19 protein-coding genes and 1 tRNA gene are annotated in these 25916 nt (G+C 66.2%); 12 read left to right on the top strand and 8 right to left on the bottom strand.

Annotated elements, in window-relative coordinates; translation table 11 throughout:
- Nucleotides 1-73 precede the first annotated feature (73 nt).
- The 6 genes from ACE5CZ_RS13355 to msrA all read left to right on the top strand — a co-directional run bounded on the left by ACE5CZ_RS13355 (nucleotide 74) and on the right by msrA (nucleotide 3673).
- Nucleotides 74-1045: a DMT family transporter gene (locus ACE5CZ_RS13355; protein WP_374947822.1), complete on the top strand. Its 972-nt coding sequence runs from the start codon at nucleotides 74-76 to the stop codon at nucleotides 1043-1045.
- Between the two features lie 18 nt (nucleotides 1046-1063).
- Nucleotides 1064-1624: a dihydrofolate reductase family protein gene (locus ACE5CZ_RS13350; RefSeq protein WP_374947821.1), complete on the top strand. Its 561-nt coding sequence runs from the start codon at nucleotides 1064-1066 to the stop codon at nucleotides 1622-1624.
- A gap of 14 nt (nucleotides 1625-1638) precedes the next feature.
- Nucleotides 1639-2076: an SRPBCC domain-containing protein gene (locus ACE5CZ_RS13345; RefSeq protein WP_374947820.1), complete on the top strand. Its 438-nt coding sequence runs from the start codon at nucleotides 1639-1641 to the stop codon at nucleotides 2074-2076.
- The gene (locus ACE5CZ_RS13340) at nucleotides 2076-2576 is read left to right on the top strand and encodes a DNA alkylation repair protein (RefSeq protein WP_374947819.1); all 501 of its coding nucleotides are present in this window, start codon (nucleotides 2076-2078) and stop codon (nucleotides 2574-2576) included. The genes ACE5CZ_RS13345 and ACE5CZ_RS13340 overlap by 1 nt, the downstream gene beginning before the upstream one ends.
- 90 nt (nucleotides 2577-2666) lie before the next feature.
- Entirely contained in the window at nucleotides 2667-3158 is a 492-nt protein-coding gene (gene msrB, locus ACE5CZ_RS13335) for a peptide-methionine (R)-S-oxide reductase MsrB (RefSeq protein WP_374947818.1), read from the top strand.
- The gene (gene msrA / locus ACE5CZ_RS13330; protein WP_374947817.1) at nucleotides 3155-3673 is read left to right on the top strand and encodes a peptide-methionine (S)-S-oxide reductase MsrA; all 519 of its coding nucleotides are present in this window, start codon (nucleotides 3155-3157) and stop codon (nucleotides 3671-3673) included. Before msrB ends, msrA begins: the two co-directional genes overlap by 4 nt.
- A gap of 31 nt (nucleotides 3674-3704) precedes the next feature.
- Here msrA and ACE5CZ_RS13325 read toward each other — a convergent pair whose 3' ends face one another.
- The 6 genes from ACE5CZ_RS13325 to pgi form a co-directional block, all read right to left on the bottom strand.
- Nucleotides 3705-4346, bottom strand: a complete 642-nt coding sequence (locus tag ACE5CZ_RS13325) for a TMEM175 family protein (RefSeq protein WP_374947816.1) — start codon at nucleotides 4344-4346, stop codon at nucleotides 3705-3707.
- A 66-nt stretch (nucleotides 4347-4412) separates the two neighbouring features.
- The gene (locus ACE5CZ_RS13320) at nucleotides 4413-4742 is read right to left on the bottom strand and encodes a hypothetical protein (protein WP_374947815.1); all 330 of its coding nucleotides are present in this window, start codon (nucleotides 4740-4742) and stop codon (nucleotides 4413-4415) included.
- 97 nt (nucleotides 4743-4839) lie between these two features.
- Nucleotides 4840-5436, bottom strand: coding sequence for a DUF1992 domain-containing protein (locus ACE5CZ_RS13315; RefSeq protein ID WP_374947814.1), 597 nt, complete (start codon nucleotides 5434-5436; stop codon nucleotides 4840-4842).
- Between the two features lie 40 nt (nucleotides 5437-5476).
- Nucleotides 5477-5965: a glutathione peroxidase gene (locus tag ACE5CZ_RS13310; RefSeq protein WP_374947813.1), complete on the bottom strand. Its 489-nt coding sequence runs from the start codon at nucleotides 5963-5965 to the stop codon at nucleotides 5477-5479.
- A gap of 187 nt (nucleotides 5966-6152) precedes the next feature.
- The gene (locus tag ACE5CZ_RS13305; RefSeq protein WP_374947812.1) at nucleotides 6153-6491 is read right to left on the bottom strand and encodes a hypothetical protein; all 339 of its coding nucleotides are present in this window, start codon (nucleotides 6489-6491) and stop codon (nucleotides 6153-6155) included.
- An 88-nt stretch (nucleotides 6492-6579) separates the two neighbouring features.
- The gene (gene pgi, locus ACE5CZ_RS13300) at nucleotides 6580-8307 is read right to left on the bottom strand and encodes a glucose-6-phosphate isomerase (RefSeq protein WP_374947811.1); all 1728 of its coding nucleotides are present in this window, start codon (nucleotides 8305-8307) and stop codon (nucleotides 6580-6582) included.
- A gap of 242 nt (nucleotides 8308-8549) precedes the next feature.
- Here pgi and ACE5CZ_RS13295 point away from each other — a divergent pair, with 242 nt between their 5' ends.
- The 4 genes from ACE5CZ_RS13295 to ACE5CZ_RS13280 are packed head-to-tail and all read left to right on the top strand — an operon-like array spanning nucleotide 8550 to nucleotide 22570.
- Nucleotides 8550-9065, top strand: a complete 516-nt coding sequence (locus ACE5CZ_RS13295; protein ID WP_374947810.1) for a hypothetical protein — start codon at nucleotides 8550-8552, stop codon at nucleotides 9063-9065.
- Between the two features lie 38 nt (nucleotides 9066-9103).
- Nucleotides 9104-10099 carry a hypothetical protein gene (locus ACE5CZ_RS13290; protein ID WP_374947809.1) on the top strand — a complete coding sequence of 332 codons (996 nt, stop codon included), beginning with the start codon at nucleotides 9104-9106 and terminating at the stop codon, nucleotides 10097-10099.
- Nucleotides 10100-10142: 43 nt separating this feature from the next.
- A complete protein-coding gene (locus tag ACE5CZ_RS13285; protein WP_374947808.1) occupies nucleotides 10143-21794 on the top strand; it encodes a beta strand repeat-containing protein in 11652 nt (3883 codons plus the stop codon).
- A 14-nt stretch (nucleotides 21795-21808) separates the two neighbouring features.
- On the top strand, nucleotides 21809-22570 hold the full coding sequence (locus ACE5CZ_RS13280; protein WP_374947807.1) for a hypothetical protein: 762 nt from the start codon (nucleotides 21809-21811) through the stop codon (nucleotides 22568-22570).
- Here ACE5CZ_RS13280 and ACE5CZ_RS13275 read toward each other — a convergent pair.
- Nucleotides 22485-23195 carry a FadR/GntR family transcriptional regulator gene (locus ACE5CZ_RS13275; protein WP_374947806.1) on the bottom strand — a complete coding sequence of 237 codons (711 nt, stop codon included), beginning with the start codon at nucleotides 23193-23195 and terminating at the stop codon, nucleotides 22485-22487. The genes ACE5CZ_RS13280 and ACE5CZ_RS13275 overlap by 86 nt on opposite strands.
- Nucleotides 23196-23332: 137 nt before the next feature.
- On the opposite strand from ACE5CZ_RS13275, the gene ACE5CZ_RS13270 reads away from it, so the two are divergent.
- Together ACE5CZ_RS13270 and ACE5CZ_RS13265 are read left to right on the top strand one after the other, a co-directional pair.
- Nucleotides 23333-25018, top strand: a complete 1686-nt coding sequence (locus ACE5CZ_RS13270) for a 2-isopropylmalate synthase (RefSeq protein WP_374947805.1) — start codon at nucleotides 23333-23335, stop codon at nucleotides 25016-25018.
- Between the two features lie 82 nt (nucleotides 25019-25100).
- Nucleotides 25101-25185, top strand: a tRNA-Ser gene (locus ACE5CZ_RS13265).
- 65 nt (nucleotides 25186-25250) lie between these two features.
- Here ACE5CZ_RS13265 and ACE5CZ_RS13260 read toward each other — a convergent pair.
- On the bottom strand, nucleotides 25251-25904 hold the full coding sequence (locus tag ACE5CZ_RS13260) for an SDR family oxidoreductase (RefSeq protein WP_374947804.1): 654 nt from the start codon (nucleotides 25902-25904) through the stop codon (nucleotides 25251-25253).
- Nucleotides 25905-25916: the final 12 nt, after the last annotated feature.

Genomic DNA, 25916 nt, shown 5'->3' with positions numbered 1-25916 from the left:
ATTGACTCCTTACTCACTCTGAGACTAGCGTCTGGCATACGGAAGCTCTACCAGCAATGTGAGAAGGAATGCCATGCCCCGGTCACAGACCTCGCTCGGACTCGTCATCGCCGTGATCGCGGCGGCCACCTTCGGCAGCTCGGGCGCCCTCATCAAGCCCGTGCTCGAGGCCGGCTGGAGTCCGGCGGCCGCCGTGACCGTGCGCGCGCTCGTCGGAGGAATCGTGCTCGCGCCGGTGGCGATCGTGGCGCTTCGCGGCCGCTGGTCGACGCTGTGGCGCTCGCGGGGCCGGGTGCTCGCCATGGCCCTCATCGGCGTCGCCGCAACCCAGCTGCTCTACTTCGCCGCCATCCAGCGCATTCCCGTCGGCACCGCCGTGCTCATCGAATACATGGCGCCGTTGCTTCTCGTCGCCTTCGCCTGGGCTAGCACGCGTCGGATGCCCAAGGCCGTCGTCCTGATCGGCTCGGTCGTCGCGCTCGTCGGCCTGGTTCTGGTGGTGTCGCCCGGCGGATCGGCGAGCTTCGATGTGCTCGGGCTCACCTTCGCCCTGGCGGCAATGATCGGATGCGCCGTCTACTACGTCGTCGCGGCTCAGCCCAGCGACGGGCTTCCCCCTGTGGCCCTCGCGGCAGCCGGCCTTGTCGTCGGCGGAATCGTTCTCGGCGCGGTCGGACTGACCGGACTCGTGCCCTTCACCGCCACGTTCGGCGAGGTCGCGATGTTCGGAGGTCTGGCGCCCTGGTGGATGCCGCTTCTGATCGTGGGCATCGTCTCGACCGCGATCGCCTATGCCACCGGCATCACGGCGAGCGAGATGCTCGGCTCGCGGCTCGCCTCGTTCGTGGGGCTGCTCGAGGTCGTGGCCGCGACCTTCTATGCATGGCTGCTGCTCGGCGAGCGGTTGACCATTCCGCAGATGCTCGGCGGCGCGCTCATCCTGGTCGGCATCGGCTTCGTGCGCAGCGAGAAGACGGATGCACCGGCTGAGGCCGTGCCAGAAAGGCGTCGGGTTGTGGCGAGGCGGGTGCGCCTGCTGAAGTAGGCGAGTAGTGTCCTGACCATGGCGAAGCTGATCTATTTCGGAATCGGATCGCTCGACGGCTACGTCGCCGATGCAGAGGGCAGCTTCGACTGGGCCGAACCCGACCCCGAGGTGCATGCCGCGGCCAACGAAGTCGCCAGGCCGATCGGCACCTACCTCTACGGTCGTCGCATGTACGACGTCATGTCGTTCTGGGCCACGCCCGACGCCGAGAAAGACCCCGAGCCGGTGATGCAGGACTTCACCCGCATCTGGCGCGCCGCGCAGAAGGTCGTGTTCTCGACGACCCTCGCCGAGGCATCCACCGAACGCACGAGAATCGAGCGGACATTCGATTCTCGGGCGATCGCCGAGCTCAAGCGAATGGCGACGACCGACATCAGCGTCGGGGGTGCGAACATCGCGGCGCAGGCGATCGCGGCAGGCCTCGTCGACGAGTACAGCTACTTCGCGTATCCCGTGGCCGTCGGCGGCGGCACGCCGTTCTTCCCTCAGGGGGTGCGCCTCGACCTCGAGCTCGTCGAGGTGCATCGATTCTCGAGCGGTGTCGTCTCCATGCGCTACCGTTCACAGCACTGACGAGAGGTACAGCAATGGCAGCACTCACCATCACCCGTTCATTCGCGGCCACGCCGCAGGCGGTCTTCGACGCCTGGACTAATCCCGAGAAGTTCGCCGTGTGGTTCGGCACCGACGGCGTCGACGTTCCGGCCGAGACCCTGTCGTTGGATGTCCGCCCCGGCGGCTCCTGGAGCGCCGTCATGCAGCTTCCCGATGACACCTCCATCAGCTGGGTCGGCGAATACGTCGAGGTCGAGGCGCCCTCGCACCTGGTGATGACGATCACCGACAACCCCTCTGACGACGCGCGGGGAGTGATCACGGTCGACCTGGCCGAGGTGGTCGGCGGCACCGAGATGATCATGTCGCAGCAGTCGCCCGGTTTCGACGAGGGCCAGCTCGAGCAGACTGTCATCGGCTACAATGCGTTTTTCGACGTACTGCAGAGCGTGGTCACCGAGAGCGAGTAGTGGCGTCGCAGCGAGTGAGCGAGGCGTGCGGCCTCATCGATGAGGCTCTGCAGTACGAATCGTCGTGGCAGCGGGCCGACGAGCATCGCGCCCGTTTCGGCGAGGGCGTCGAGTACTACGGCTCATCGGTGGGTGCCATCCGAGCCACTCTTCGCGACACGCTTCGCCGTTATCCCGAGCTGTCGCACGACGAGCTCACGACGCTGAGCTCCCAGCTGTGGAGCGCGCCCGTCTATGAGCGTCGACTGGCGGCCGTCATTCTGCTCCAGACCCGGCTCGAGGTGCTCGTGGCATCCGATCTCACGAGGCTCGAGGGGTTTGTGCGCGCCAGCGTGCCGGTCGAGATCGCCGACGCGCTTGCGCACGACGTGATTCGTCCTCTCGTGCGCTCACTCGGCCCCCGCGATCGCACCCGAGCGGATGCCGTGGTGGCCCGGTGGTCGCGCAGTGAGTATCCGGTTCTCCGACGTGCCGCCGACGTCGTGAACTCTGATTCCTGAGTATTGGCCGACCGCGGAACATCCGGCGGGCGATGCCTGTTCTACCTGATATCCGCGGCAGCCAGCCGCGCACTACACGAGGAGTCGACAATGTCAGCCCAGTACGAGAAGAGCCCCGAGGCGATCGCCCGCCTCACGCGCCAGCAGCGCCGGGTAACGCAAGACGATGCAACCGAGCCGGCATTCCAGAACGAGTTCTGGAACAAGAAAGACGCGGGGCTCTACGTCGATGTCGTCTCCGGTGAGCCGCTGTTCGCGTCGACCGACAAGTACGACAGCCGTTCCGGTTGGCCCAGTTTCACTGTTCCGGTCGATCCCGACAACATCGTGATCAAGACCGACAAGGCGTTCGGAATGGTGCGCACCGAGGTGCGCTCCGCCCACGGTGACAGCCACCTGGGCCACGTCTTCGACGACGGCCCCGCCGAGGCCGGGGGGCTGCGCTACTGCATCAATTCTGCCAGCATGCGTTTCATCGACGAAGCAGACCTCGAGGCAGAAGGCTACGGTGAATACCGCGGCCTGTTCACGACCGAGTCCACCAGCACCGAGTCCACCAGCACAGAGGAGATCTCACGATGACCACGACCACCGAAACAGCCATTCTGGCCGGCGGATGCTTCTGGGGAGTCCAGGAGCTGATTCGCAAGCGCCCGGGAGTCAGCTCTACCCGCACCGGCTACTCCGGCGGCGACATCCCGAACGCCACCTACCGCAACCACGGATCCCACGCTGAGGCCCTCGAGATCGTCTTCGACCCGTCGCAGATCAGCTATCGCGACCTGCTCGAGTTCTTCTTCCAGATCCACGACCCGTCGACGAAGAATCGACAGGGCAATGACGTCGGCGAGAGCTACCGCTCCGCGATCTACTACACGTCAGACGAACAGAAACAGATCGCCCTCGACACGATCGCCGACGTCGACGCATCCGGTCTCTGGCCCGCGAAGGTCGTCACCGAGGTCGCGCCCGCGGGCCCGTTCTGGCAGGCCGAGGAGGAGCACCAGGATTACCTGGAGAAGTACCCCAACGGGTACACGTGCCACTATGTACGTCCGGGGTGGAAGCTTCCCCGCCGAGAGCAGTCGGTCGCCTAAGCGCTGAACTCCAGCAGAATCCGCGCCGGGTTCATCGCGTCACTTTCGCGGTGGATCCGGCGTCGTGCGTTCTGCGACGCAACAGTTTCGCGATCAACCCGTCGAAGACGAGGAGCAGCAGCGCCCACGGGCCGACCGCCGGCACGAGCACCGCGATGACGAGAGCGGCGGCCATCGTGATCACGGTGACGACCCCACCCGTCAGCCGAGCGGTTCCTCGGCTCTTCGACGACTGAAGAGACGGTGTTCGGGTGACGTGCCATTGCATCGCCAACGCGGCCACACACGTGAGGAGCATGTTGCCGATGTACACCCCCGTGCTGGCAGGATCGCGACTGTCCGACGTGCCGATCAGGCTGGTCGTGAAGGGCAGCAGCACGATCGAGAACAGCCAGACGGCGTTCGACCAGAACAGGGGCGCATCGAAGGTGACGAGCTCCCGCATGATGTCGTGGTGGGTCAACCAGAACCGACAGATCACGAGAAAACCGAGAAGCAGAAGCAGAACCTGGCCACCGCTCTCGGCGACGATGTCCCCGAGCGAGGGAAGGCCGCCCCGGGTCGCGTTCTCGGCCAGGGGAAGCACCAGCAGGGTCGCGGCTATGGCGACGACTGCGTCGCTGAAGGTGATCAGCCGCGCGAGGTCGCCCGGCACCCGCTTAGACAGGGCCAAGCTCCGTCGACACGGCACGGGTGTCCAGAGCGAATGGCATGAGCTGAACTGTACTGCCCGAGATTGTCAGTATTCGAATTCGAAATCCGGATACACGACCGAATCGACGGCCCCCGCGCTGATCGGTCGATGCAGCGAGGCGATTCGCTCGCGCAGATCTCGGATCGTTTCGCTATCGTCGAGCTCGTCGGCCGTCTCGCTCGCGGGAGTGCAGAAGATCTGGGTCGACGGCCCGAGCAGGATGTTTGAATCGGCGACCGAGCCGTTCACCAGCACGGGCACGTTGATCAGGTCGGAACGGCCGACCCGCGCAAGTGCAAGGGCGTAGTCGAAGACCGCCGTGCAGACATCGAGTCCGACGATCAGAATGCCGCCTCCGTAGTGAAGCTCTCTCATTCACCTACTCTCGTCGGCCCGCCGTCGTCGGTGCAATGGGGTTGCACGGGTCAACACCCGCCGTTAGAGTCTCAAGAATTCGGAGCTGCCCTCGTGGTCAGCGGCGCGACCGGCGTGCTCGGCGGCGTTCTCGCCATCCGAGGGCTCGGTACTCGGCCTCCTCGCGTTGCCGGGCCTCGGCGTACTGTCGGTAACGGGCATCCCGTCGCTCGCGCCAGCGGCGCACTTCTTCCTCGACGTCGCGCGGGCGCGTCACCACGGGCGGCCCGCCCAGCAGCTGACGGCGGGCCTCGATGATGCGCGCGTTGAAGTCTGCGAGCGTGTGCCGGACCGCCTCCTCCGAGGGGGCTGCGTCGAGCCGCTCGTCGAGCTGCGCGTCTTCGGTTCTGAGCGTCAGGGCCGGGGGCCCCAGCCCGGTGAGACGCTCGCGCTCGATCTTCTGGCGGATCCACCAGTTCGGATCGTAGGCGTTTTCGAGCCCGGTCAGCGGCTTGCCCGCGCCGGGCATGTCGTCGAAATCTCCTCGTCGCATCGCCTGTTGGATCGAGATCTCGACGATTTGGGCCCGCTGCTGCATCGTCGGCTGGCCCGGGTCGGAAGCGTCGTCGTCGCGTTCGCTCTCGGGGCTCAGCTTGTCGACCTGGTAGCGGGCGACGTTCACTCGGGAGTCGCGAGGTTCTGTCGAGCCACTCATGCGTCGAGCCTGGAAGCGTTAGAAAGAGGCCGCGAGGCGGTCAGGGGGTGGCGGTCGGCAGCGACGACTCTATGACGCCGACGATGGCCGGATCATCGGGCTCGGTTCTGGGGCTGAAGCGGTGCACGACGCCCTCCGGGGTCATGACGAACTTCTCGAAGTTCCAGCTGATGCGGCCCGCCTTTCCAGAACTGCCTGGCGTCTTGGTGAGCTCTTTGTAGAGGGGGTGCGCATTGCGGCCGTTGACGCGGATCTTCTCGAAGATCGGGAACGTGATGCCCCACGTCGTCGAGCAGTACTGCTGGATCGCTTCGTCGCTGGAGAGCTCTTGGAGAAACTGGTTGCTCGGAAAGCCGAGCACGGTGAAGCCCCGGTCGCCGTAGGTCTTCTGGAGCGTCTCGAGCTTCTCGTACTGCGGTGCGAGGCCGCAGCGGCTGGCCACGTTGACGATGAGTCTGACCCCGTCGTAGGCACCGAGTGTGGTCTCTTCGCCGGTGGTCGTGGTGATGGGAATGTCGTCGAGGTTCATAGTGTCTTCCCTACTCGATTGGTTTTCGATTTCGACACCGCAAATCCGCGCCATCGTCAAGCCCCAAATGTCGCTATGGCCGGGGTCGTTACGATTGCGGGCAGTTGGCGGCGTTCTCGCGCGGGACTAGCTTCGCAGACGAGTGCACCGGTCGAGGTCGTGCGAAACGCCGCCACGCCAGCGTCTTCTATTCGAGGCCGAGTTCGTCGTAGGTGGCCGGCATGGTCTCGTCGGTGGGAAGAGCCGTGCGCGGCGACGTCAGATACATGATCTTTTGTCGGATGTACATCACCGCGTCTGCGTTGTCGGGCTCGGCGAGCGACGTATTAGAGGTCTCCGCCATCAGATTGCTGCCCGCGTCGAGAAGAAGGGTTGCATCCACCTCGTCGCCGTCGGCGCCGACAGCGTGAAGCGTGACCGTGTCGGCCTGGCCGTTGCTTGCCAGAACGGCACCGTAACGCAACACGAGATCAGCGACCTCGTCGCCGACGAGAAGGCTCTTCTCTGTGTATGTGATGTGTTTCATGCGACGACGATACCCGCTCCTCCGTAGTGCCTCGAAAGGGGGTTCCTCTGGGCCGACCGAGGTTCTAGGGTGCCGTCGCGCAAGAACTCTATGCGCGCAGCTCGAGGTACTTCGCGATGAGCGACTTGCTCGACGAGTCCTGGCTCTCGAGGGCTGCCGCGTCGCCGGCCACCGCGGGCGTGATCTGAAGGGCCAACTGCTTGCCGAGCTCGACGCCCCACTGATCGAATGAGTCGATGCCCCAGACGGTGCCCTCGACGAAGACGATGTGCTCGTACAGCGCGATCAGCTGTCCCACCACGCTGGGCGTCAGCGCGGGTGCGAGAATCGACGTCGTCGGCCGATTGCCCGCGAACTCGCGCGCAGGAACGACGGACTCGGTCGTGCCCTCGGCTCGAACCTCGTCGGCAGTCTTGCCGAAAGCGAGCGCCTTCGTCTGCGCGAAGAAGTTGGCCATGAACAGCGTATGCACATCCTGGCCCGGCTCGACCGCAGCACCGTCGCCGGTCGCGTCCTTGAGCGGATGCGCCGGGTTGGCTACCGCGATGAAATCGGCAGGGATGAGGCGCGTGCCCTGGTGGATGAGCTGGTAGAACGCGTGCTGGCCGTTCGTGCCCGGCTCGCCCCAGAAGATCTCGCCGGTGTCGGTCGTGACAGGCGAGCCGTCCCAGCGCACGCTCTTGCCGTTGGATTCCATGGTGAGCTGCTGCAGGTAGGCGGCGAAGCGGTGCAGGTACTGCGCGTACGGCAGCACGGCGTGGCTCTGCGCTCCGAGGAAGTTGGTGTACCAGACGTTGAGCAGGCCCATGAGCACGGGAACGTTCTCGTCGAGGGGAGCTGTGCGCATGTGCTCGTCGACGGCGTGGAAGCCGGCGAGGAACTCGCGCCAGTTGTCGGGGCCGATGGCGATGACGACGGAGGTTCCGATGGCGGAGTCGACCGAGTAGCGGCCTCCGACCCAGTCCCAGAACCCGAACGCGTTCTCGGGATCGATGCCGAACGCCGCCACCTTGTCGAGGGCGGTCGACACGGCCACGAAGTGCTTTGCCACGGCACCCGTGCGAGCCTCGTCGGTGTCGTCGAGCACGCCGGCGGCGCCCAGTTGGGCCCAGAGCCACTCGCGCGCGAGGCGTGCGTTGGTGAGGGTCTCGAGGGTGCCGAACGTCTTGGAGGCGACGATGAACAGCGTGGTCTCGGGGTCGAGGCCGACGGTCTTCTCGTAGACGTCGTTGGGGTCGATGTTCGAGACGAACCGCGCCTCGATGCCTGCCTGCACGTAGGGCTTGAGGGCCTCGTACACCATGACCGGACCGAGGTCGGAGCCGCCGATGCCGATGTTGACGACTGTCGTGATGCGCTTGCCGGTGACGCCGGTCCACTCGCCCGAGCGAACCTTGTCGGCAAACGCGTAGACCTTGTCGAGGGTGGCGTGCACGTCGGCATCGATGTCCTGGCCATCGACGATGAAGCCCCTCGGCGGAACAAGTCCCTCGCCGTCTTTCGGGCGGCGCAGGGCCGTGTGCAGAACGGCGCGGTCTTCGGTGACGTTGATGTGTTCGCCGGCGATCATGGCTTCGTAGCGACCTGGCACGTCGACATCTCTGGCGAGCTGCAGCAGGTTGGCGAGGATCTCGTCGGTGACGAGCCCCTTCGACACATCGACGGTGAGGTCGGCGGCCTGATAGGTGTAGCGCTCGGCGCGCCCGGCGTCGGCGTTGAACCATGCGCGGAGATCGGGAGAGAAACCGTCGGCGATCGTAGCGAGGTTCTTCCAGGCGTGGGTGGTGGTGGGATCGACGGGAGTGGATGCGGTCATGGAGTTCTCCGTAAGTGCCGGCGGCGCGTGGCCCGCGACTCTCGCGGCGATGCGAGGCGAGCCACAGACAAGCCTATTCCTGCGGCCCGGTGATGCCGTGCGTTGCACTGTGTAGCAGCAGGGGTCCAGCGCATGCTCCCTTATCGAGCTATACATCGCCGGAGCCATGAGCTACCCTGTTTTTCAGGGTGAACTCTCACCCTATATTGGGGGATATAATGAACGCTCGTTTTAATACCACTATGCCGCGCGGCTACCGCACTCTCATGGGAGCGGCAGCTCTTGCGTCAACGGCGGCGCTGCTGGCCGGCGGCGGCCTGGCCGCGAACGCGGCCACCGACTCAGACACGACCGAGGCACACGTCGAGGTCGAGACCGCGATCTCGTTGACCGCTCTCACCGACGAATTCACGCTCACCGGGGCTCCGAGCGACGTCGTCACCGACGCAGACGCCGTCACCTTCACAGTCGAGACGAACAATATCGCCGGCTACTCGGTGACCGTGCAGAGCACGACGGCAACGCTGCTTCCCGAGACGGCAGGCAACCCCGATTCCATTCCGATCGGAGCGCTGAGCGTCACGGGAGATACCGGCTCCGGCGCTCTCAGTTCCACGGTGCCCGTCACCGTCCACACCCAGGCGACCCGGTCGGCCGAGGGCGGCGACGACCTGACGAACGGATACACGGTCACGATTCCGTTCGTCAACTCCGACACCTACACGACCACGCTCACCTACGTCGCGGCGACGCTCTAGCCCGAGGCGCAATTGTTTCAACGCATGACGGTCATCCGATGACCGGCCGTCGTGCACGCGGCCGAATCGTCGCCGCGTGCACGATCCTGTTCAGTTCGTTCCTGCTCTCGTCGGGCAGCATCGCCGCGCATGCGAGTGTCACCCCGACGCCGATTCCCAGCCCGAACCAGACGACCACATATCAAGCCGTTCCCGACGAATTCAACCTCACGGTAAGTCCGACGCGGTTGATTGTGGGGCCGGAAGACACGGCCAAGACGCACGAGGTGAGAGTGGTGAACCGAGGCACGGCAGCGGTGCACGTCGACGTCAATGCGCAGAGCTTCGTGGGCGGCGCCGACGGCAGTCTCGTGTTTCAGGAGGACGCGCCGTACTCGGCGGCGAAGTGGGTCAGCCTCTCGCCGACCAGTTTCGAATTGAAGCCTGGAACGGAGCAGGTCGTCACAACGACCATTGCGGTGCCGCCGAATCCCGATCTCGGCGATCACCAGGTCGCGCTCGTGTTCCTCGTGCCCGCCGGCGAGACCGGAGGAAACATCAAGGTCAATCGAGGTGTCGCCACCCCGGTGTACATCACGGTGCCGGGGCCGGTCGACGAGTCGGCCGAGGTGAGCGACCTGACCGCGCCCGGTTTTTCGAGCGGTGGCACCGTGAAGGTCGAAGCCACGGTCACGAACACGGGAACGGTGCACCGGGACTTTCGGGGAGAGTCGGCCCTGCTCATAGACGGCGCCGGCTCGACCACATTTCCCGACTTCACGGTTGCTCGCGGCGGAGAGCGGCGCATCGCGGTCGACTGGGAGCCGCCCCTGTTCTGCATCTGCAACCTCAGCGCCGCGGTCGAGAACGTCGACGGCGTCTCGACGACGAACACCGTGCAGGTCATCGTCTTTCCCGTAGTGCCCGCACTCATTCTGCTGGGCGGCTTGGCCCTCGTCGTGGTGCTGGTCATTTTCGCGTACAAGCAATTTCAGAAGGGCGTTCGACAGGCTGCGGCCGACATGCACGCCTCCGGCGGCGGCGGGGATGGCTAGCCGGGCTATCGCGGCGTACTCCGCTCGCAGAAGGTCTGTCGCGATGGCAGTGACGATAGCGCTCCTCGCTGCGGTCATCAGTGTGCTCGATCCGACGTCGGCGTCGGCAGTGGGCACCGTACTGTTCCAGAACGCGTTCAACAATCGGACTGTTGACGGTACCGGCTCCGTCGTCGTCCCGACTCCGGCCAGCGGGGCCAACACCGCCTGCCTGACGGTGCCGGGCAACAGTGCAACGGGACCCCTGTTCTCGTGCGCCGGCGCATCCGATGCGCAAGGCTCGGGCAAGCTGAGGCTGACGAGTGCAGCCGGCAATCAGATCGGCGGGGTGTTCGGCGAAACGAGCTTCCCGACATCCAACGGACTCGACGTGACCTTCAACTCCTACCAGTGGGGCGGCGGTGGAGCCGACGGACTGTCGTTCATGCTTGCCGCCGTGAATCCGACCAATCCCGTGGCGCCGACCTCCATAGGTCCGGGTGGCGGATCGCTGGGCTACAGTCCTGCCGGTTCGATCAAGGGTCTGGCCAACGCGTACCTCGGCGTCGGACTCGACGTGTACGGCAACTTCAGCAGTTCCAGCTTTCAAGGAACCGGATGCCCGGCCGTGCCGAATATCGGTACCTCGGTGTCGGGGGCCGTCGTCGTGCGCGGCCCGGGTAACAACAACACCGGCTACTGCGGCCTCACCACGACCTACACGGGCACAGCAGCATCTCAGATCGCGCTGCGTGCATCGACCCGGGCGGCGTCTGCCGTGCCGGTGCAGGTTCTCATCAACCCGACCGACGGCCCGTTCACGTCGACGACGGGTGTCACGGTCGACGCCAATACCTACAAAGTCGTGGTGAAGCCGGTCGGCCAGGCCGGGAGGACATTGACCGGGGCGCTGCCTTCGGTCTCGTCGACGCTCTATCCTTCCCCCACCTGGCTCGACTCCGACGGCGTCCCCCGACAGCTCGCGTTCGCCTTCGTCGGGTCGACGGGTGGCGTGACAGACAACCATGAGGTGTCTGACGTCAAAGTGCTCACCTTCGATCCAGTGCCCCAGTTGCGGGTGGCCACCACGAGTTTCACCGCTGCGACTCCCGCCGCCGGCGCTCCGGTGACCTACAAGATCACACCGAGCGTGCAGGTCGGCGCCGACGAAGCTGCCCCGGTCTCGGTGACCCAGACGACGCCGGCCGGCGTGCTGCCGGTGGGGGCCTACGGCACAGGATGGGCATGCCAGGCACCGGTCGGCCAGTCGGTCACCTGCACGACGACCGCGTCTTCCTTCGGCAACGGCACGACTCTGCCCGTCATCACCGTGGTCGGCATCGTGACGGGCTCGAGCATGTCGGCTGCCATCGTGCAGAACTCCTCGGTCACTCGGGTCTCGTCGACCGACGCGAATCCCGACACCGTCACCGTCACCACGGCGGGAACCCTTCCGGCGTCGCCGTCCGCAGTCACCGCCTCACCGACCATCGGCCCCACGACCGGCGGGGGTTCCGTCACGCTGACCGGAACGAACACCGCGAACGCCACAGCCGTCGAGATCGGCACCGCCGCCCAGCAGACGGCGGGCACCCCCGTGGTCCTGCTCCCATGCCCCGCGAACACGCCGGCCGCAGGATGCTTCACCCAGTCCGGCTCGACCATCACGATCTCGTCGATGCCCGCCCGCGGCTCCCCGGGAGCCGTCTCGATAACGGTCGTGACCTCCGGCCTGGCGTCCGCCGCGCCCTACACCTATGCGTCTTCCCCGGCGACACCTGCCGCACCCACGGCCACTGCCGGTGTCACGAGCGCCACCGTGTCGTGGGTCGCCCCGGCCGACAACGGAAGTGCGATCACCTCCTACACGGTCACGCCGTACCTGGGAACAACCGCCGGCACGCCGGTCACGGTCGGCCCCGCAGTGCTGTCTCGCACGTTCACCGGCCTGACCGTGGGGGCCTCGTACACGTTCGCCGTCACAGCCACCAACGCCTACGGAACCTCGGCCGTCAGTCCCAAGTCGACCGCCGTCATCCCGTACACGGTGCCCGGCGCACCCACGATCACCGCCGCGACAGCCGGCGACTCCTCGGCGGTGCTCACGTGGACGACGCCCCCGAACGGCAGCAGTGCCATCACGGGCTTCATCGTCACGCCCTACGTCAACAATGTCGCACAGCCGGTGCAGAGCTTCGCCTCAGCCGGCACAACGCAGACCGTGACCGGTCTGGCACCGGGAACGTCCTACACGTTCACCGTCGCGGCCCAGAACGCCGCAGGCACGGGCCCTGCATCCGCCCGCTCGGGCGCGGTCGTGCCGAACGTCTCACCCACGCTCACGTTCCCTGCTCCGCCGTCGGGCCAGGTCGGTGTGTCTTACAGCACGCAACTGACGGTGACCAACGGCACGTCGCCGTTCACCTGGTCGGTCTCCTCTGGGTCGCTTCCGCCGGGGATCTCCCTCGGCGCGAGCACCGGTCTGCTCAGCGGAATCCCGACCGCGGCGGGAAGCTACCCCATCACCGTGCGGATCGTCGACGCCAGCGGCCAGACCGCAAGCAAGGCCGTGACCCTCGTCATCGCAGCCGCTCCCGTTGTGAGCTACACGCCGACGGCCGGTGAGGTCGACGTGGCGTTCTCTCAGCAGCCGAGCGTTTCGGGCGGCACCGGGCCCTTCACCTGGACCATCAGTGCGGGCAGCCTTCCGCCCGGTGTGAGTATCAACGCGTCGACAGGCCAGATCGCCGGCACACCGACGACCGCGGGCAACTTCACCGTCACGGTGGCCGCAACGGATGCGTTCGGTCAGGTCGCATCCAAAACGGCCACCATCAGCATCGTGGCTCTGCCGACGTTCACCTTCACGACCCCGCCGGCAGCCCAAGTGGGGGTCGCCTACACCACCTCCTTCAGCGTGGCGGGAGGCACTCTGCCGCTCACCTGGTCGATCAGCGCGGGCAGCCTCCCGCCCGGCCTCTCTCTCGCACCCGGTACCGGCGCTGTCACGGGCACTCCCACCACGACCGGCGTCTCGTCCTTCACTGTGTCGGTCGTCGACGCGAACAACAAGAGCGTCAGCCGCTCCGTGAACCTGACGGTGAGCGCGGGACCGATCGTCGTCGTCAAATCGGCCGACGTGTCGTCTGCCGCGCCCGGGAGCGTCGTGGCCTACACGATCACCGCCAGCAATACGGGCACGTCGGCGTTCTCGAACATCGTGCTCACAGACCCGCTCGCGGCCGTGCTCGACGACGCGACGTACAACGCCAACGCCACCTCGACCAGCGGATCGGTCGCCTACGCAGATTCCACCCTCAGTTGGTCCGGCAGCATCCCGGCTGGAGCGACCGTGACGATCACCTACGGCGTGACTGTCAAGAATCCACCCGGCGGCAACAGAATTCTCGTCAATACGGTCAGTTCATCGACCCTGGGCACCAATTGCTCCGCGGGCAGCACCGACGTTCGGTGCAGCTCAACGGTCTCCGTGCCCGGGCTGTCGATCGTGAAGTCGGCCGACGCATCCACGGCAACCCCCGGCCAGGTCGTGCGGTACAGCATCGTGCTGACCAACACGGGCCAGACGGCCTACGCCCCCGCGTCGTTCTCCGACAGCCTCGCCGGCGTTCTCGACGACGCGAGTTACAACCTCGACGGCACCTCGAACTCCGGGAGCGTCTCCTATTCGGGCCAGACGCTGAGCTGGTCTGGCCCGCTCGGGGTGGGCGCATCCGTCACCGTCACCTATTCAGTCACCGTCTCGAGCCCGGGTGCCGGCGACCGTTCGCTGAAGAACACGGTCGTCTCGTCGTCTGCCGGCAACCCGTGCCCTGCGGTCTCGCCGGCGCCGCAGTGCACCAGCACGGTGACCGTGCTCGTGCCCGCCCTGGCGATCGCGACGACCGCCACTCCCGGCGTGACGACGACGCCGGGTGCGGCAGTCGGCTACGCGACGACGATCAGCAACACCGGCCAGACCGCCTACCCGGCGGGAACCAGTGTCGTGCTCGCCCTCGACCAGGTGCTCGACGACGCCACCTACAACAACGATGTCACGGTCTCCGGGGGAGGCTCTGCCGCCTTCAACTCGACGGCCAAGACCATCACCTGGACGGGTTCCCTCGCCATCGGCGCCTCGGTCACTGTCACCGCGTCCGTGACCGTCAACCCGAACGGCACCGGCCTTGGCGACAAAGTGCTGTCGACCACGACGACCTCTTCGGCGCCGGGATCCACCTGCCCGCCCCCGGGCACAGGCGCGGCCTGCACCACGACAGTGCAGGTGCGGGTGCCGGCCCTGACCGTGACGTCGTCGGCCGACGTGGCGACGACCACCCCGGGTTCTGTCGTGCACTACACCGTCACCGCGGTCAACTCCGGCCAGACGCCACAAGACGGCATCACGGTGACGAACGAGCTGGCCGGGGTCGTCGACGACGCTGTACTCGCGAATGACGTCAGCGCGTCGAGCGGGTCCACGTCGTTCGCCGGCTCGACGTTGACCTGGACCGGAAGCCTGGCGGTCGGGGCGACCGTCACGATCACCTATTCGGCGACGGTCAACGATCCGGACAGCGGGGACCTCGCACTGAGAAGCTCGGTGTTCTCGGGGGCCGCCGGCTCGAACTGTCCCGTCGACGGCAACGACCCACGATGCGCGACCCGCGTCGACGTTCTCGTACCGGGCCTCGCCTTCAGCACCTCGTTCGACGATGCGACGACCACACCCGGCTCGGTCGTGAACTATTCGGCCACGGTCACCAACACGGGCCAGACGAGCTACACCGCTCTGCCGGTGACGTTCGATCTCGCCGGTGCACTGGACGACGCCGCATACAACTTCGATGCCGCGGCAACGGCGGGCGGCCTCACCCTCGATGCGAACGGCAATCTGACCTGGACGCTGTCGCTCGCGCCCGGGGCCACGGCGACCGCATCGCTGTCGCTGTCACTGACGGTCGCGAATCCGGATGTCGGAGACCGTGCTCTCATCGTGCGTGCCTCCTCGCAGGCGCCCGGCAGCTCGTGCCTTCCGCTCTCCACCGATGCCGATTGTGTCGCCTCGGTCACCGTTCTCATTCCCGGCCTCACCATAAGCAAGACCGCCAACACCTCGACCGCGAGTCCCGGATCGGTCGTCGGCTACACCATCCAGATCTCGAACACGGGTGAGACCACGTATACGAACGCGACCGTTGCCGACCAGCTCGGCAGCGTTCTGAGCGACGCGACCTTCGATCCCGCCGAGGCCTCGGCCACGATAGGCGCCCTCGACTATTCGTCGTCCGTGCTGACCTGGACGGGCACGCTGACGCCGGGCGCGACGGCCACCGTCAGCTATCCGGTGCATGTGCTCGATCCGGCTCCGGGCGATAAGCGCATGATCAACACGGTCAGCTCGGCCGCACCCGGCAACAACTGCCCCAGCCAAAGCACCGACCCGAGGTGCACGAGCGTCGTCGATATCCTGGTTCCGAGTCTCACCATCGTCAAGACCGCGGATGCCGCCACGACCGTTCCCGGCGCGAGCGTGCGCTACACCATCATGGTGACGAACAGCGGGCCCACGAGCTATTCGGCAGCGACGTTCCGCGATTCTCTTTCCGGTGTGCTCGACGACGCCGCGTACATCGGCGACGCGGTCGCCGATACCGGTGTCGTGAGCTACGCGAATTCACAGATCTCCTGGACGGGTGCCCTCGCGTCCGGTGCGTCGGCCACCATCGGGTACTCGGTGCTGGTGCACGTGCAGCCCGGAGGCGACAACGTGCTCACGAACACCGTGGTCTCCTCCAGCTCCGGAAGCACGTGCCCTGCAGCCGGCGGCGACGCCCGCTGCACCAGCAGCATCCCGGTCGCCCGCCTCGTACTCGAGCAGAGCTTCTCGCAGTCGAGCGCCACCCCGGGGTCGACGGTTGCGCTCACCGCGACGTTCACAAACACGGGTCAGGTTCCCTACACCGGTATCACGGTGTCGACGCCCCGCGCCGATACCTCCGACGACGCGACTCCCGTCGGCGACCAGACGGCATCGTCGGGCACCCTCTCGCTCACGGCCGCCGCCATCACCTGGACCGGAAACATCCCCGTCGGCGAGACGGTCACCATCTCGGGCGGAGTGCGTCTTCTCGATCCGCCGCTCGGCAACCGCGATGTCACCGGAACCCTGCAGTCGACGGCCCCCGGCAACAACTGCCCGGCTGGCGGCAGTGACATCCGGTGCACCTCCCACCTGGCGGTGGTTGTGCCGGCCCTCACCATCACCACTGCCGCCAGCGCGTCGGCCGTCGTTCCCGGAGCGACAGTCGGTTACACCATCACGGTGCAGAACAGCGGCCAGACACCATACGCCGCAGCAGACGTCACTGCAGCCCTTGCCGGTGTGCTCGACGACGCGGTCTACAACGCGGATGCGACGGCCACGGCGGGCGCTGTCAGCTATGCGAACTCGTCGCTGAGCTGGCAAGGCCCGATCGCGGTCGGCGGCACCGTCACCATCACCTACTCCGTCACGGTGAAGGATCCTGCCTCGGGCGACAAGACCATGATCACACCCGTGAGCTCGACGGCGGTGGGAAGCACATGTGCACCCTCGAGCGGCGCTGCGGCCTGCCGCACGACCGTCGTCGTACTCACCGCGGGCCTCACCCTCGTCAAGACCGCCGACCTGCACAATGCGACCCTGGGCAGCACGGTGAACTACACCGTCGTCGTCACCAACTCCGGCCAGACCCCCTACAGCGCGGCACAATTCACCGACTCACTGGCGCAGGTGCTCGATGACGCGGCTCTGGTTCCCAACAGCCTCCAGACCACCGGAGGCTCGGTCGGATACTCGGCGGGCACCATCACGTGGAGCGGAAGCCTGTCGCCCACCGCGGCGGCCATCATCACCTACTCCGTCGTCATCTCCAATCCCTCGTCAGGCGACCTCCGTCTGAGCAACACAGTCGTCTCGTCGAACGCGGGCAGCAACTGCGCACCGGCCAGCGTCGATTCTCGCTGCACGGCGGTCGTGGTGGTGACCAACTCGGTCAGCCTGACGTTCACCAAGACCGCTGACGTGCAATCGACCGTCGCCGGGGCCGAGGTGAACTACACCGTGACCGTGACGAACGCGAGTCAGTCGCCCGTTGAGGCCGACTTCACCGATCCGCTTGCCGACGTTCTCGACAACGCCTCGTACAACAACGACGCCGTCGCCAGCGACGGGACAGTCGCATTCACCGACCCGAACCTCGTCTGGTCGGGCACAGTTGCTGCCGGGGCAACCGAGACGATCACCTACTCGGTCACGGTGAACGCAACCGTCGCCGACAATCAGACGCTCACGAGCACGCTTCGTTCACTCTCCGTCACGTCGAGCGAAAACTGTGCCCCCGGCAGTGACGATCCTCGCTGCACGACCTCCGTTCCGATCGCACGCCTCGTCATCGAACAGCACTACACCGAGAGTTCCACGACGCCGGGCTCGGTCATCCACCTCACGGCCACGTTCACGAACACGGGGGCCGTGGACTATGAGGGCATCACCGTGAGCGCCCCGAGCGGCGACACGACCGACGACGCCACGCCCGACGGAAATCAGACAGCGACCTCGGGAACGCTTGTCCTCACCTCTCAGGGAATCTCCTGGACCGGAGACATCCCGGTGGGAGCAACCGTGACGGTCACGGGAACGCTGACCGTCAAGAATCCCGACCCCGGCAACAAGACGATCACCGGCACCCTGGTCTCGACGGCTGCCGGAAGCACCTGCCCGCCCGCGGGAACGGACCCTCGGTGCACCGCGATTCTTGCGGTGCTGCTGCCGGCCTTGACCATCACGAAGACCGCGAGCGCCGTCTTCGTCGTGCCCGGCGGCGTCGCGACCTACACGATCACGGTCTCGAACACGGGTCAGACCCCCTATGAGAATGCGGCCTTCACCGATTCTCTGGTCGGGGTGCTCGACGACGCGAGCTATGCGGGAGACGCCACGGCGTCGATCGGCGTGATTACCTTCGACAGCCCCGATCTCACCTGGGAGGGCGACCTGGCCGTGGGCGAAAGCGCGGTGATCACCTATTCGACGGCCGCCCTCGATCCGGCTGTGGGCGACAAGGTCATGATCAACCCCGTGTCATCGACGGATGTCGGCAGCACGTGTCCGCCGGCGAGCAGCAACGCCGCGTGCAGGGCCACGGTCGCCGTGCTCACGCCGGCGCTGACGATCGTGTCGTCGACGGATGTCGCGAGCACCGAGCCGGGAGCGACCGTCGCCTACACGATCGTCGCCACGAACAGCGGGCAGGTGCCTTACGCCCCGGCAGAGTTTGCAGTGGATCTCGGCGACGTGCTGAGCAATGCAGACATCACCACGTCTGTCGTCGCTACATCCGGCGTCGCCACCGTGACAGGCGAGACCCTGCAGTGGACCGGCTCGCTCGCAGTCGGTGCCTCATCGACGATCAGCTATGCCGTGACCGTCGCGTCCGCCGCGGAATTGACCGGCGGAACTTACCGACTCGAGCAGACCGTCGAGTCGAACACAAGGGGAAGCGATTGCCCTCCCACCGGCAGTGATCCCCGGTGTAGCACGAACGTTCCGATCGCGAGCCTGTTGCTGGAGAACAGAGCAGACGTCGCAACGGCGAAGCCCACCGACGTCATCCGGTATACCGGAACGTTCACCAACACCGGCCAGGTTCCGTACAGCGGGGTCACCGTCACCGACAGCTTCGTCGGCGCGGTCGACGACGCCACCTACAACGGAGACGCGACGGCGGACTCGGGCAACCTCGTGCTCGTGATCGGGTCGGGCAAGGTCGTATGGACGGGCAACATCGGCGTCGGCGAGACCGTGACGGTGACCGGATCGGTCACCGTCAACAACCCTCCCACGGGCAACCGCTCCGTGGCCACGACTCTGAGCACCGACGCGGCTGCCACCAACTGTTCCGTCGGCTCGACCGACCCCCGGTGCACGACTTCGGTGGCAGTGTTGCTGCCAGCCCTGGCGATCAGCACGACCGCCGACGCCGTGACGGCCGCGCCGGGCTCGCTCGTGACCTATACCACCGTCCTTCGCAACTCGGGCGAGACGCCCTACACGGCGGCATCCGTCACCATCGCCCTGAACGGTGTTCTCGACGATGGCGTCTACCAGTCGGGCACGGCCGACCGCGGCAACCTCGTCTTGACGAGCCCCGCCCTGCGTTGGACTGGTGACCTCGCCGTGGGCGACGAGGCCGTCATCGTCGTGAGCATTCGCGTCAATGATCCCGACCTCGGCGACCGCGAGATGGTGGCCTCGGTGACCTCTGCGGAACTCGGGAGCGAGTGCCCGCCCGGGGCTGCGGTAGCCCAGTGCCAGAGTACGGTCACGGTGCTGGTGCCCGCCCTCGACCTCTCTGTGATCGCGGACACAACCACCACGGTGCCGGGCGCAGCTGTCGGCTACACAGTGACCGTGAGCAACTCGGGCCAGACCGACTACGACGATGCCGAGGTCACCGTGCTGCTCGAGGGGGCGCTCGACGACACAGCAGACCCGGTCGACCTCAGTGCGACCTCTGGTTCCGTGGTGTTCGTGCCGGCACTGTCGGCTCTCGAGTGGACCGGCGACCTCGCGCGGGGACAGACAGTGACGATCCTCTACTCCCTCGTCGTCGACGACCCCGACGAGAACGGCAACCTCACGCTGACGACAACGGTTGCGTCAACAGAGCCGGGCACCGCCTGTGCCGTCAACGGATGCGTCAACACGGTCGTGGTGCTCGTGCCGGGACTGGCCATCGACATCGCCGCATCGGGCGCCACGACCACGCCGGGCAGTCGTGTCGAATTCACCGTGACGGTCGCGAACGTCGGTCAGACCGCATACTCCGCCACGACAGTCGAGGTCGCGCTGACGGATACGCTCGACGATGGGCGCATCGACGGCCTCGCGACGGCGTCGTCGGGTGTGGTTCAGGTGCTTTCCGACCGAGTGACCTGGACGGGCGGCCTGGCCGTCGGACAGACTGCAGTCATCACCTACGCCGTGATCGTCGACGACCCGGATGCCGGCGACCGCATGCTCGTCGGTACCGTCGTGGGGCAGAGCGCGGGCAGCACGTGCCGCGCTGCGAGCACCAACCCGTCGTGCACCGTCTCTGTCGCCGTGCGCATACCCGAGCTCACGATCGCCAAGTCGGCTGACGCGGCCACGGTCACGCCGGGGGAGACGGTGCAGTACACGATCGTCGTGACGAACAGCGGCGAAACCCCCTACACGGGTGCGGTCGTGACGGACTCGCTCGCCGGTCTGCTGTCAGATGCCGTCTATGGCGGCGATGCGACGGCGACGAGTGGAGGCCTGGAGTACGTATCGCCCCTGCTCACCTGGACAGGCGACCTGCCGATCGGTGCGAGTGCGACGATCAGGTACACGGTCACCGTGAACGATCCCGACCTCGGAGACAAGATACTGACGAACACCGTCACGTCGGCGGAGCCCGGAAGTACGTGCCCGCCCGCGACCTCCGCAGCCAGCTGTGTGACCGTGGTGCAGGTGCTCGTACCGGCTCTCGAAGTGACGAAGTCGGCCGACACGACTCAGGTCGCTGCCGGCGAGGTCGTCACCTACACGATCGTGCTCACCAACACCGGCGAGGCAGACTACGAACCGGCCACTTTCGTCGACTCGCTCGCCGCGGTGCTCGACGACGCGAGCTACAACGACGATGCCCGTGCGTCGAGCGGCGACCTCGACTACGTCGATGACACCCAGACCCTCAGCTGGACGGGCGGCATCGACGTAGGCGACACCGTCACCGTCTCCTACTCCGTGACCACATCCTTCCCCGCGGTGGGCGATCGCATCATGACGAACGCCGTCACATCGTCATCTCAGGGCGCCTCCTGCGCCATCGGCGGCGAGCCCGGATGCGCCACGACCGTCGCGGTCCTCGTTCCGGCGCTGTCGGTGACCAAGACGGCAGACAGCGCCGTCGTCGTGGCCGGCGGTGTGCTGAGGTACACGATCCAGGCGACCAATACCGGTGAGGTGGACTACACGCAGGCCGTCCTCACCGACGAGCTCGCGGGTGTTCTCACAAGCGCCGCCTACAACGGAGACGCCACGAGCAGCCTGGGCGAGGTGGGCCTCGCCGGCTCGACGCTCGCGTGGAGCGGACCGCTCGTGCGGGGTGCGACCGTCGTCATCACCTACTCCGTCACCGCCGACATCGACGCGAGCGACACCGCGGTACTCGTGAATTCCGTGTCGTCGACCGCCCGGGGCAGCACCTGCGTCGCCGGCGACACCACGACGCCCTGCTCCGTCGCCGTGCCGGTGGCCCCCCGAACGATCAGCATCTCCGGTCTGACCGACGACATCACCCTGACCGGCCTGCCGAACACGACCGTCACATCCAATGGGGCCGTGACCATGACGGTCACGACCAACAGCGCCGGCGGCTACGTCGTGGCGGTGCAGTCCTCGACCGAGGCGCTCACCGGCGCCGACCCGTCGAACACCGACGTCATCCCGATCACCGATCTCAAGGTGCGCCGCAGCGGCGACACATCCTTCGTGCCCCTGTCGCTCGACCCGCTCATCGTGGAGGACAGCGACTCTGCGACACCCCCGTCGGGAGACGCGGTGAGCAACGACTACCGGGTAGACATCCCGTTCGTCGACGGCGATACGTATTCAGGCACGCTCAACTACATCGTCAGCGCGCAGTGAGGAATCCCGAATCGATGAGAGCCACCAGTTCGTCAGGCGGATTGCGTCGCACCGTATTCGCCACGGGGGTCGCCGTGGCGCTGCTCGCCCTGAGTATCGGCGGCTCTGCGCCCGCCGATGCCGCGTCAAACCTCACTACCGAGCCGGTTGCGACGACCGAGCCCGTTGAGCCCGCAGAGACCACGACGCCCGAAGAGCCCGCCCCGGCCGAGCCTGGAGCACCTCAACTCAGCATCACCGTGAGCGATGAAAAAGACGCCGTTTCGGCCGGCGACGAGCTCGCCTACTCGATCACCATCGTCAATCTGGGCACATCCGACGCGTTCGACCTGACCGTCACCCAGACCGTGCCGGAGGGACTCGAGTTCACGTCTGCAGACAGCGGCGGAACGCTGACGTCGTCGACTGTCGGTTGGACGGTCACTGTGAAAGCGGCGGAAACCGCGACACTCAAGACCACGATGACCGCCGGGGACACTCCTGCCGACCTTCTTCGCCTCGCGACGGTCGCCTGCGCGGCCTCGGTGCCCACGGAGCCGCCCATCGTGTGCGCGTCCGATTCGAATATTCTCCCCGCCGGCATCGCGGCGGAGAAGGCCGCGGCAGCGCCGGCACAGCGAGACGGTGACCGAACTCCCTGGATAGTCGGTGCGTCGGTCGGGGCCGCCCTTCTGATTGCGGCTTCGGCGTTCATCCTGAATCGGCGTCGGCGCGCCCGTCGCGCAGCTCCTCCTGAAGGGCGCCGTCGCGGAGTGCCAAAAGGTGGGCGCGGCTGAGTTCCGACGCTGACGTGGCGTCACGCTTCGTGATCGCGTCGACGATGTCTTCGTGAACGGCGTCATCACGCGCTGTGGGGGCTTCGCCGTTGAATTCGAGCATCTGGATCATCGCGTCGCGGCTTCGCTCGGCGAAAGTGTCGAAGAGCTCGACGAGGATCTCGTTGCGGCCAGCGGCCACGATGCTCCGATGAAAGGCCGTGTCCGCGTCGACTCGGGCCGCGATCGACACGCGGTCGGCACGCCGACGGGCGAGTGCGACGCGAATCGCCTCGAGGTCTTCGTGGGTGTGGCGTTGTGCTGCGAGAGAGGACGCCTCGCTTTCGATGGCGAGGCGTGCCTCGAGGATGGACGCGATGTTCGCTTTCAGGATCCGCGACTCCCAGTCGTCAACGGGGGCACGTGCGAGCAGAAAGACGCCGGCACCTTGGCGACTCGCGAGTACACCCTGTCCAGCCAGCTGGCGAATAGCCTCCCTCACCGTGGAGCGGCCGACACCCAGCTGCGGGGCCAATGTGGTCTCACCGGGCAGTTTCTGCCCCACGGTCCATTCGCCGTCCTCAATACGTGCGAGGAGAAGGCGCGCAGCCTGGTCGGAAAGTGATTCGCGGTTCACAACGGCCATACCGCGATCATACTCCTCAGCTTGTCTGAGGAGTATGCTAGCGTGGCCCCGTGAACTTCTCCGACTCGCGTTTATCCACTCCGGCAGGCCCGATTCCCAGCCATGCTCCCCGGTGGAACAGGCAACGGCAGTCCCAAATGCCGTACTCCCGTTATGAGGACTTCTTCTCGCGCGTTGACCTGCCGTCTGCAAACCGGGAATGGCCCTCGCGCCGGCTTACAGAGGCTCCGCTCTGGGTGCCGGTAGATCTACGGGACGGCAATCAAGCACTCTCCGAGCCGATGGACCCGGGGCGCAAACAGAAGTTCTTCGAGCTCATGGTGGCGATGGGGTACAAGGAGATCGAGGTCGGGTATCCGTCGGCGTCGCAGACGGACTACGACTTCGTTCGGCTGATGGCCGAGGAGGACGTCGCGCCAGACGATGTCACTCTTGTGGTGTTCACGCCGGCCCGCCGCGATTTGATCGAACGCACCGTCGAATCGATCGACGGGATTCGCAACCAGGTTGTCATCCACATGTACGCGGCCACGGCCCCGATCTGGCGCGAGATCGTACTCCGCCGCGATCGCACATCGTTGCGCGAGCTGATTGTCGCCGGCGCACGAGACGTGCTCGAATTCGCTGGAAGCCTCGACAACGTGCGGTTCGAATTTTCACCGGAAGTCTTCAACCTCACCGAGCCTGAGTACGCCCTCGAACTCTGCAATGCCGTCACGGCACTCTGGGACGCATCCGCCGACAGGCCCGTGATACTCAATCTGCCGGCCACGGTCGAGGCGGCGACGCCGAATGTGTACGCAGACCAGATCGAGTACATGCACCGCAACCTCGAGCGACGCTCGTCTGTGATCCTTTCGGTGCATCCGCACAACGATCGCGGCACGGGCATCGCATGCGCCGAACTAGCCGTTCTCGCGGGCGCACAACGGGTGGAAGGCTGCATTTTCGGCAACGGCGAACGAACCGGCAACGTCGACATAGCCACTCTGGCCTTGAATCTCCACGCGCAGGGCATCGACCCGATGATCGACTTCTCGAACATCGATCACATCCGCCGAGTCGTCGAGCACAGCAACCGCATCCAGATCCATCCAAGGCACCCCTACGTCGGCGAACTCGTGCACACGGCGTTCTCCGGAACCCATCAGGACGCGATCAAGAAGGGACTCGCCGAGCATCAGGATCGCGCACTAGCCACCGGGATCCCCGCCGACCAGCTTGCGTGGCGAGTGCCGTATCTGCCGGTCGATCCTGCCGACCTCGGTCGCAACTACGAGGCAGTCATCCGGGTGAACTCCCAGTCGGGCAAGGGCGGCATCGCCTACCTCCTCGAACGCGACTACGGCATCGAGATGCCGCGGCGACTGCAGGTCGACTTCTCCCGGCGGGTGCAGAACCACGTCGACGTCACCGGTCTCGAGGTCGGCGCGGAGCAGCTGCTCGACATCTTCGAGCGCGCCTACTCCGGCCCGTCCGAGCTGGCGCTCGCATTGCGCGAGGTCGACGTCAGCACAGAGGACGGTCATGATCGAACGAGGCTTCGCCTGGCCCTTGACGGCGACGAACGCGATGCCACGTTCACAGGTGTCGGGCTCGTCGAAGCGACCATCCTTCTGCTGCGCGACTTCGGGCTGCCCCTCGAGGTGGTCTCCCTTCACCAGACATCGCTCGGAGCAGGAAACGATGGCGAGGCACTCACCCTGCTCGAGTATCGACGCGGGTCCGAGACGCGCTGGGCCGCGAGTCGGCACCGGTCGGTACTCGACGCCACGGTCAAAGCCGTGCTCGCGGCGGCCATCGTCGCCAACGGTCCGGAGTGACACCGACCGAATGACCTTCGAGCAGCCCTGTCGTCGTCTGGATGCCGGATCGGTTACGATAGTCGAGTTCGTTCAGAACACTGGTGGCGTACTCAAGCGGCCGAAGAGGCACGCTTGGAAAGCGTGTATAGGGCAACCTATCGAGAGTTCGAATCTCTCCGCCACCGCCGATACCCCTGATCGAGGCCGCACAGGCTCCGATCAGGGGTTTGTGCGTTCTGCGCGGCGAAGCCTAATAGCGTGCCATCGTGAGCGCCTCGGCCACGGGGTCGTCACCCTCGACCGCCTCGAACTGGGCGTGCAGGCCCACGCCGTCGACGAGGCTGCAGAACGCCAGGGCGGCTACATCGGCGCGGGGGATGGATCCGCGCCCGGTGCTCTCGGCAAGGTGCACGAGGCCCGTTCCCGGATCGTCGGTGAGGGCGCCGGGCCGGATGATCGTCCAGTCGAGGTCGCGCTGACGCACGGCCGAATCGGCCTCGCTCTTGGCGCGCAGGTACACCTGGAACACGTCGTCGGAATCGGGTTCGAACGAGTCGGCCGACATGGCCGAGATCATCACGTACCGACGGATGCCGGCGAGCACGGCCGCGTCGGCGAGCAGCACGGCCGCATCCCGGTCGACGGTGAGCTTACGGGCCGCCCCGGAATCGGGACCCGCCCCGGCGGCGAAGACGACGGCATCCACCCCGGCGAGGTCGACGGCGAGTGTCTCGGCCGAGACCCGTTCGAGGTCGAGAACGACCGGGATGCCGCCGGCGACGAGGAGATCGCCCGCCTGGTCGGGGGTGCGGATGAGGCCGACGGCTTCGTGTCCGGCGTCACTGAGGAGCTTCTGGAGGATCAGGGCGATCTTGCCGTGACCTCCCGCAATTGCAATACGCATGCGCCCAGTACA

Origin of the sequence: Agreia sp., from assembly GCF_964263775.1 — a bacterium.
Taxonomy (GTDB): Bacteria; Actinomycetota; Actinomycetes; order Actinomycetales; family Microbacteriaceae; genus Agreia.
This window is presented reverse-complemented; position numbering and strand designations above follow the sequence as displayed.

What these genes read in the sequence shown, in the direction of transcription:
- ACE5CZ_RS13355 (WP_374947822.1), top strand. Translation starts at nt 74, where the DNA reads ATGCCCCGGTCACAGACCTCGCTCGGACTCGTCATCGCCGTGATCGCG.
- ACE5CZ_RS13350 (WP_374947821.1), top strand. Translation starts at nt 1,064, where the DNA reads ATGGCGAAGCTGATCTATTTCGGAATCGGATCGCTCGACGGCTACGTC.
- ACE5CZ_RS13345 (WP_374947820.1), top strand. Translation starts at nt 1,639, where the DNA reads ATGGCAGCACTCACCATCACCCGTTCATTCGCGGCCACGCCGCAGGCG.
- msrB (WP_374947818.1), top strand. Translation starts at nt 2,667, where the DNA reads ATGTCAGCCCAGTACGAGAAGAGCCCCGAGGCGATCGCCCGCCTCACG.
- msrA (WP_374947817.1), top strand. Translation starts at nt 3,155, where the DNA reads ATGACCACGACCACCGAAACAGCCATTCTGGCCGGCGGATGCTTCTGG.
- ACE5CZ_RS13320 (WP_374947815.1), bottom strand. Translation starts at nt 4,742, where the DNA reads ATGAGAGAGCTTCACTACGGAGGCGGCATTCTGATCGTCGGACTCGAT.
- ACE5CZ_RS13315 (WP_374947814.1), bottom strand. Translation starts at nt 5,436, where the DNA reads ATGAGTGGCTCGACAGAACCTCGCGACTCCCGAGTGAACGTCGCCCGC.
- ACE5CZ_RS13310 (WP_374947813.1), bottom strand. Translation starts at nt 5,965, where the DNA reads ATGAACCTCGACGACATTCCCATCACCACGACCACCGGCGAAGAGACC.
- ACE5CZ_RS13305 (WP_374947812.1), bottom strand. Translation starts at nt 6,491, where the DNA reads ATGAAACACATCACATACACAGAGAAGAGCCTTCTCGTCGGCGACGAG.
- pgi (WP_374947811.1), bottom strand. Translation starts at nt 8,307, where the DNA reads ATGACCGCATCCACTCCCGTCGATCCCACCACCACCCACGCCTGGAAG.
- ACE5CZ_RS13295 (WP_374947810.1), top strand. Translation starts at nt 8,550, where the DNA reads ATGCCGCGCGGCTACCGCACTCTCATGGGAGCGGCAGCTCTTGCGTCA.
- ACE5CZ_RS13290 (WP_374947809.1), top strand. Translation starts at nt 9,104, where the DNA reads ATGACCGGCCGTCGTGCACGCGGCCGAATCGTCGCCGCGTGCACGATC.
- ACE5CZ_RS13285 (WP_374947808.1), top strand. Translation starts at nt 10,143, where the DNA reads ATGGCAGTGACGATAGCGCTCCTCGCTGCGGTCATCAGTGTGCTCGAT.
- ACE5CZ_RS13280 (WP_374947807.1), top strand. Translation starts at nt 21,809, where the DNA reads ATGAGAGCCACCAGTTCGTCAGGCGGATTGCGTCGCACCGTATTCGCC.
- ACE5CZ_RS13275 (WP_374947806.1), bottom strand. Translation starts at nt 23,195, where the DNA reads ATGGCCGTTGTGAACCGCGAATCACTTTCCGACCAGGCTGCGCGCCTT.
- ACE5CZ_RS13270 (WP_374947805.1), top strand. Translation starts at nt 23,333, where the DNA reads ATGCCGTACTCCCGTTATGAGGACTTCTTCTCGCGCGTTGACCTGCCG.
- ACE5CZ_RS13260 (WP_374947804.1), bottom strand. Translation starts at nt 25,904, where the DNA reads ATGCGTATTGCAATTGCGGGAGGTCACGGCAAGATCGCCCTGATCCTC.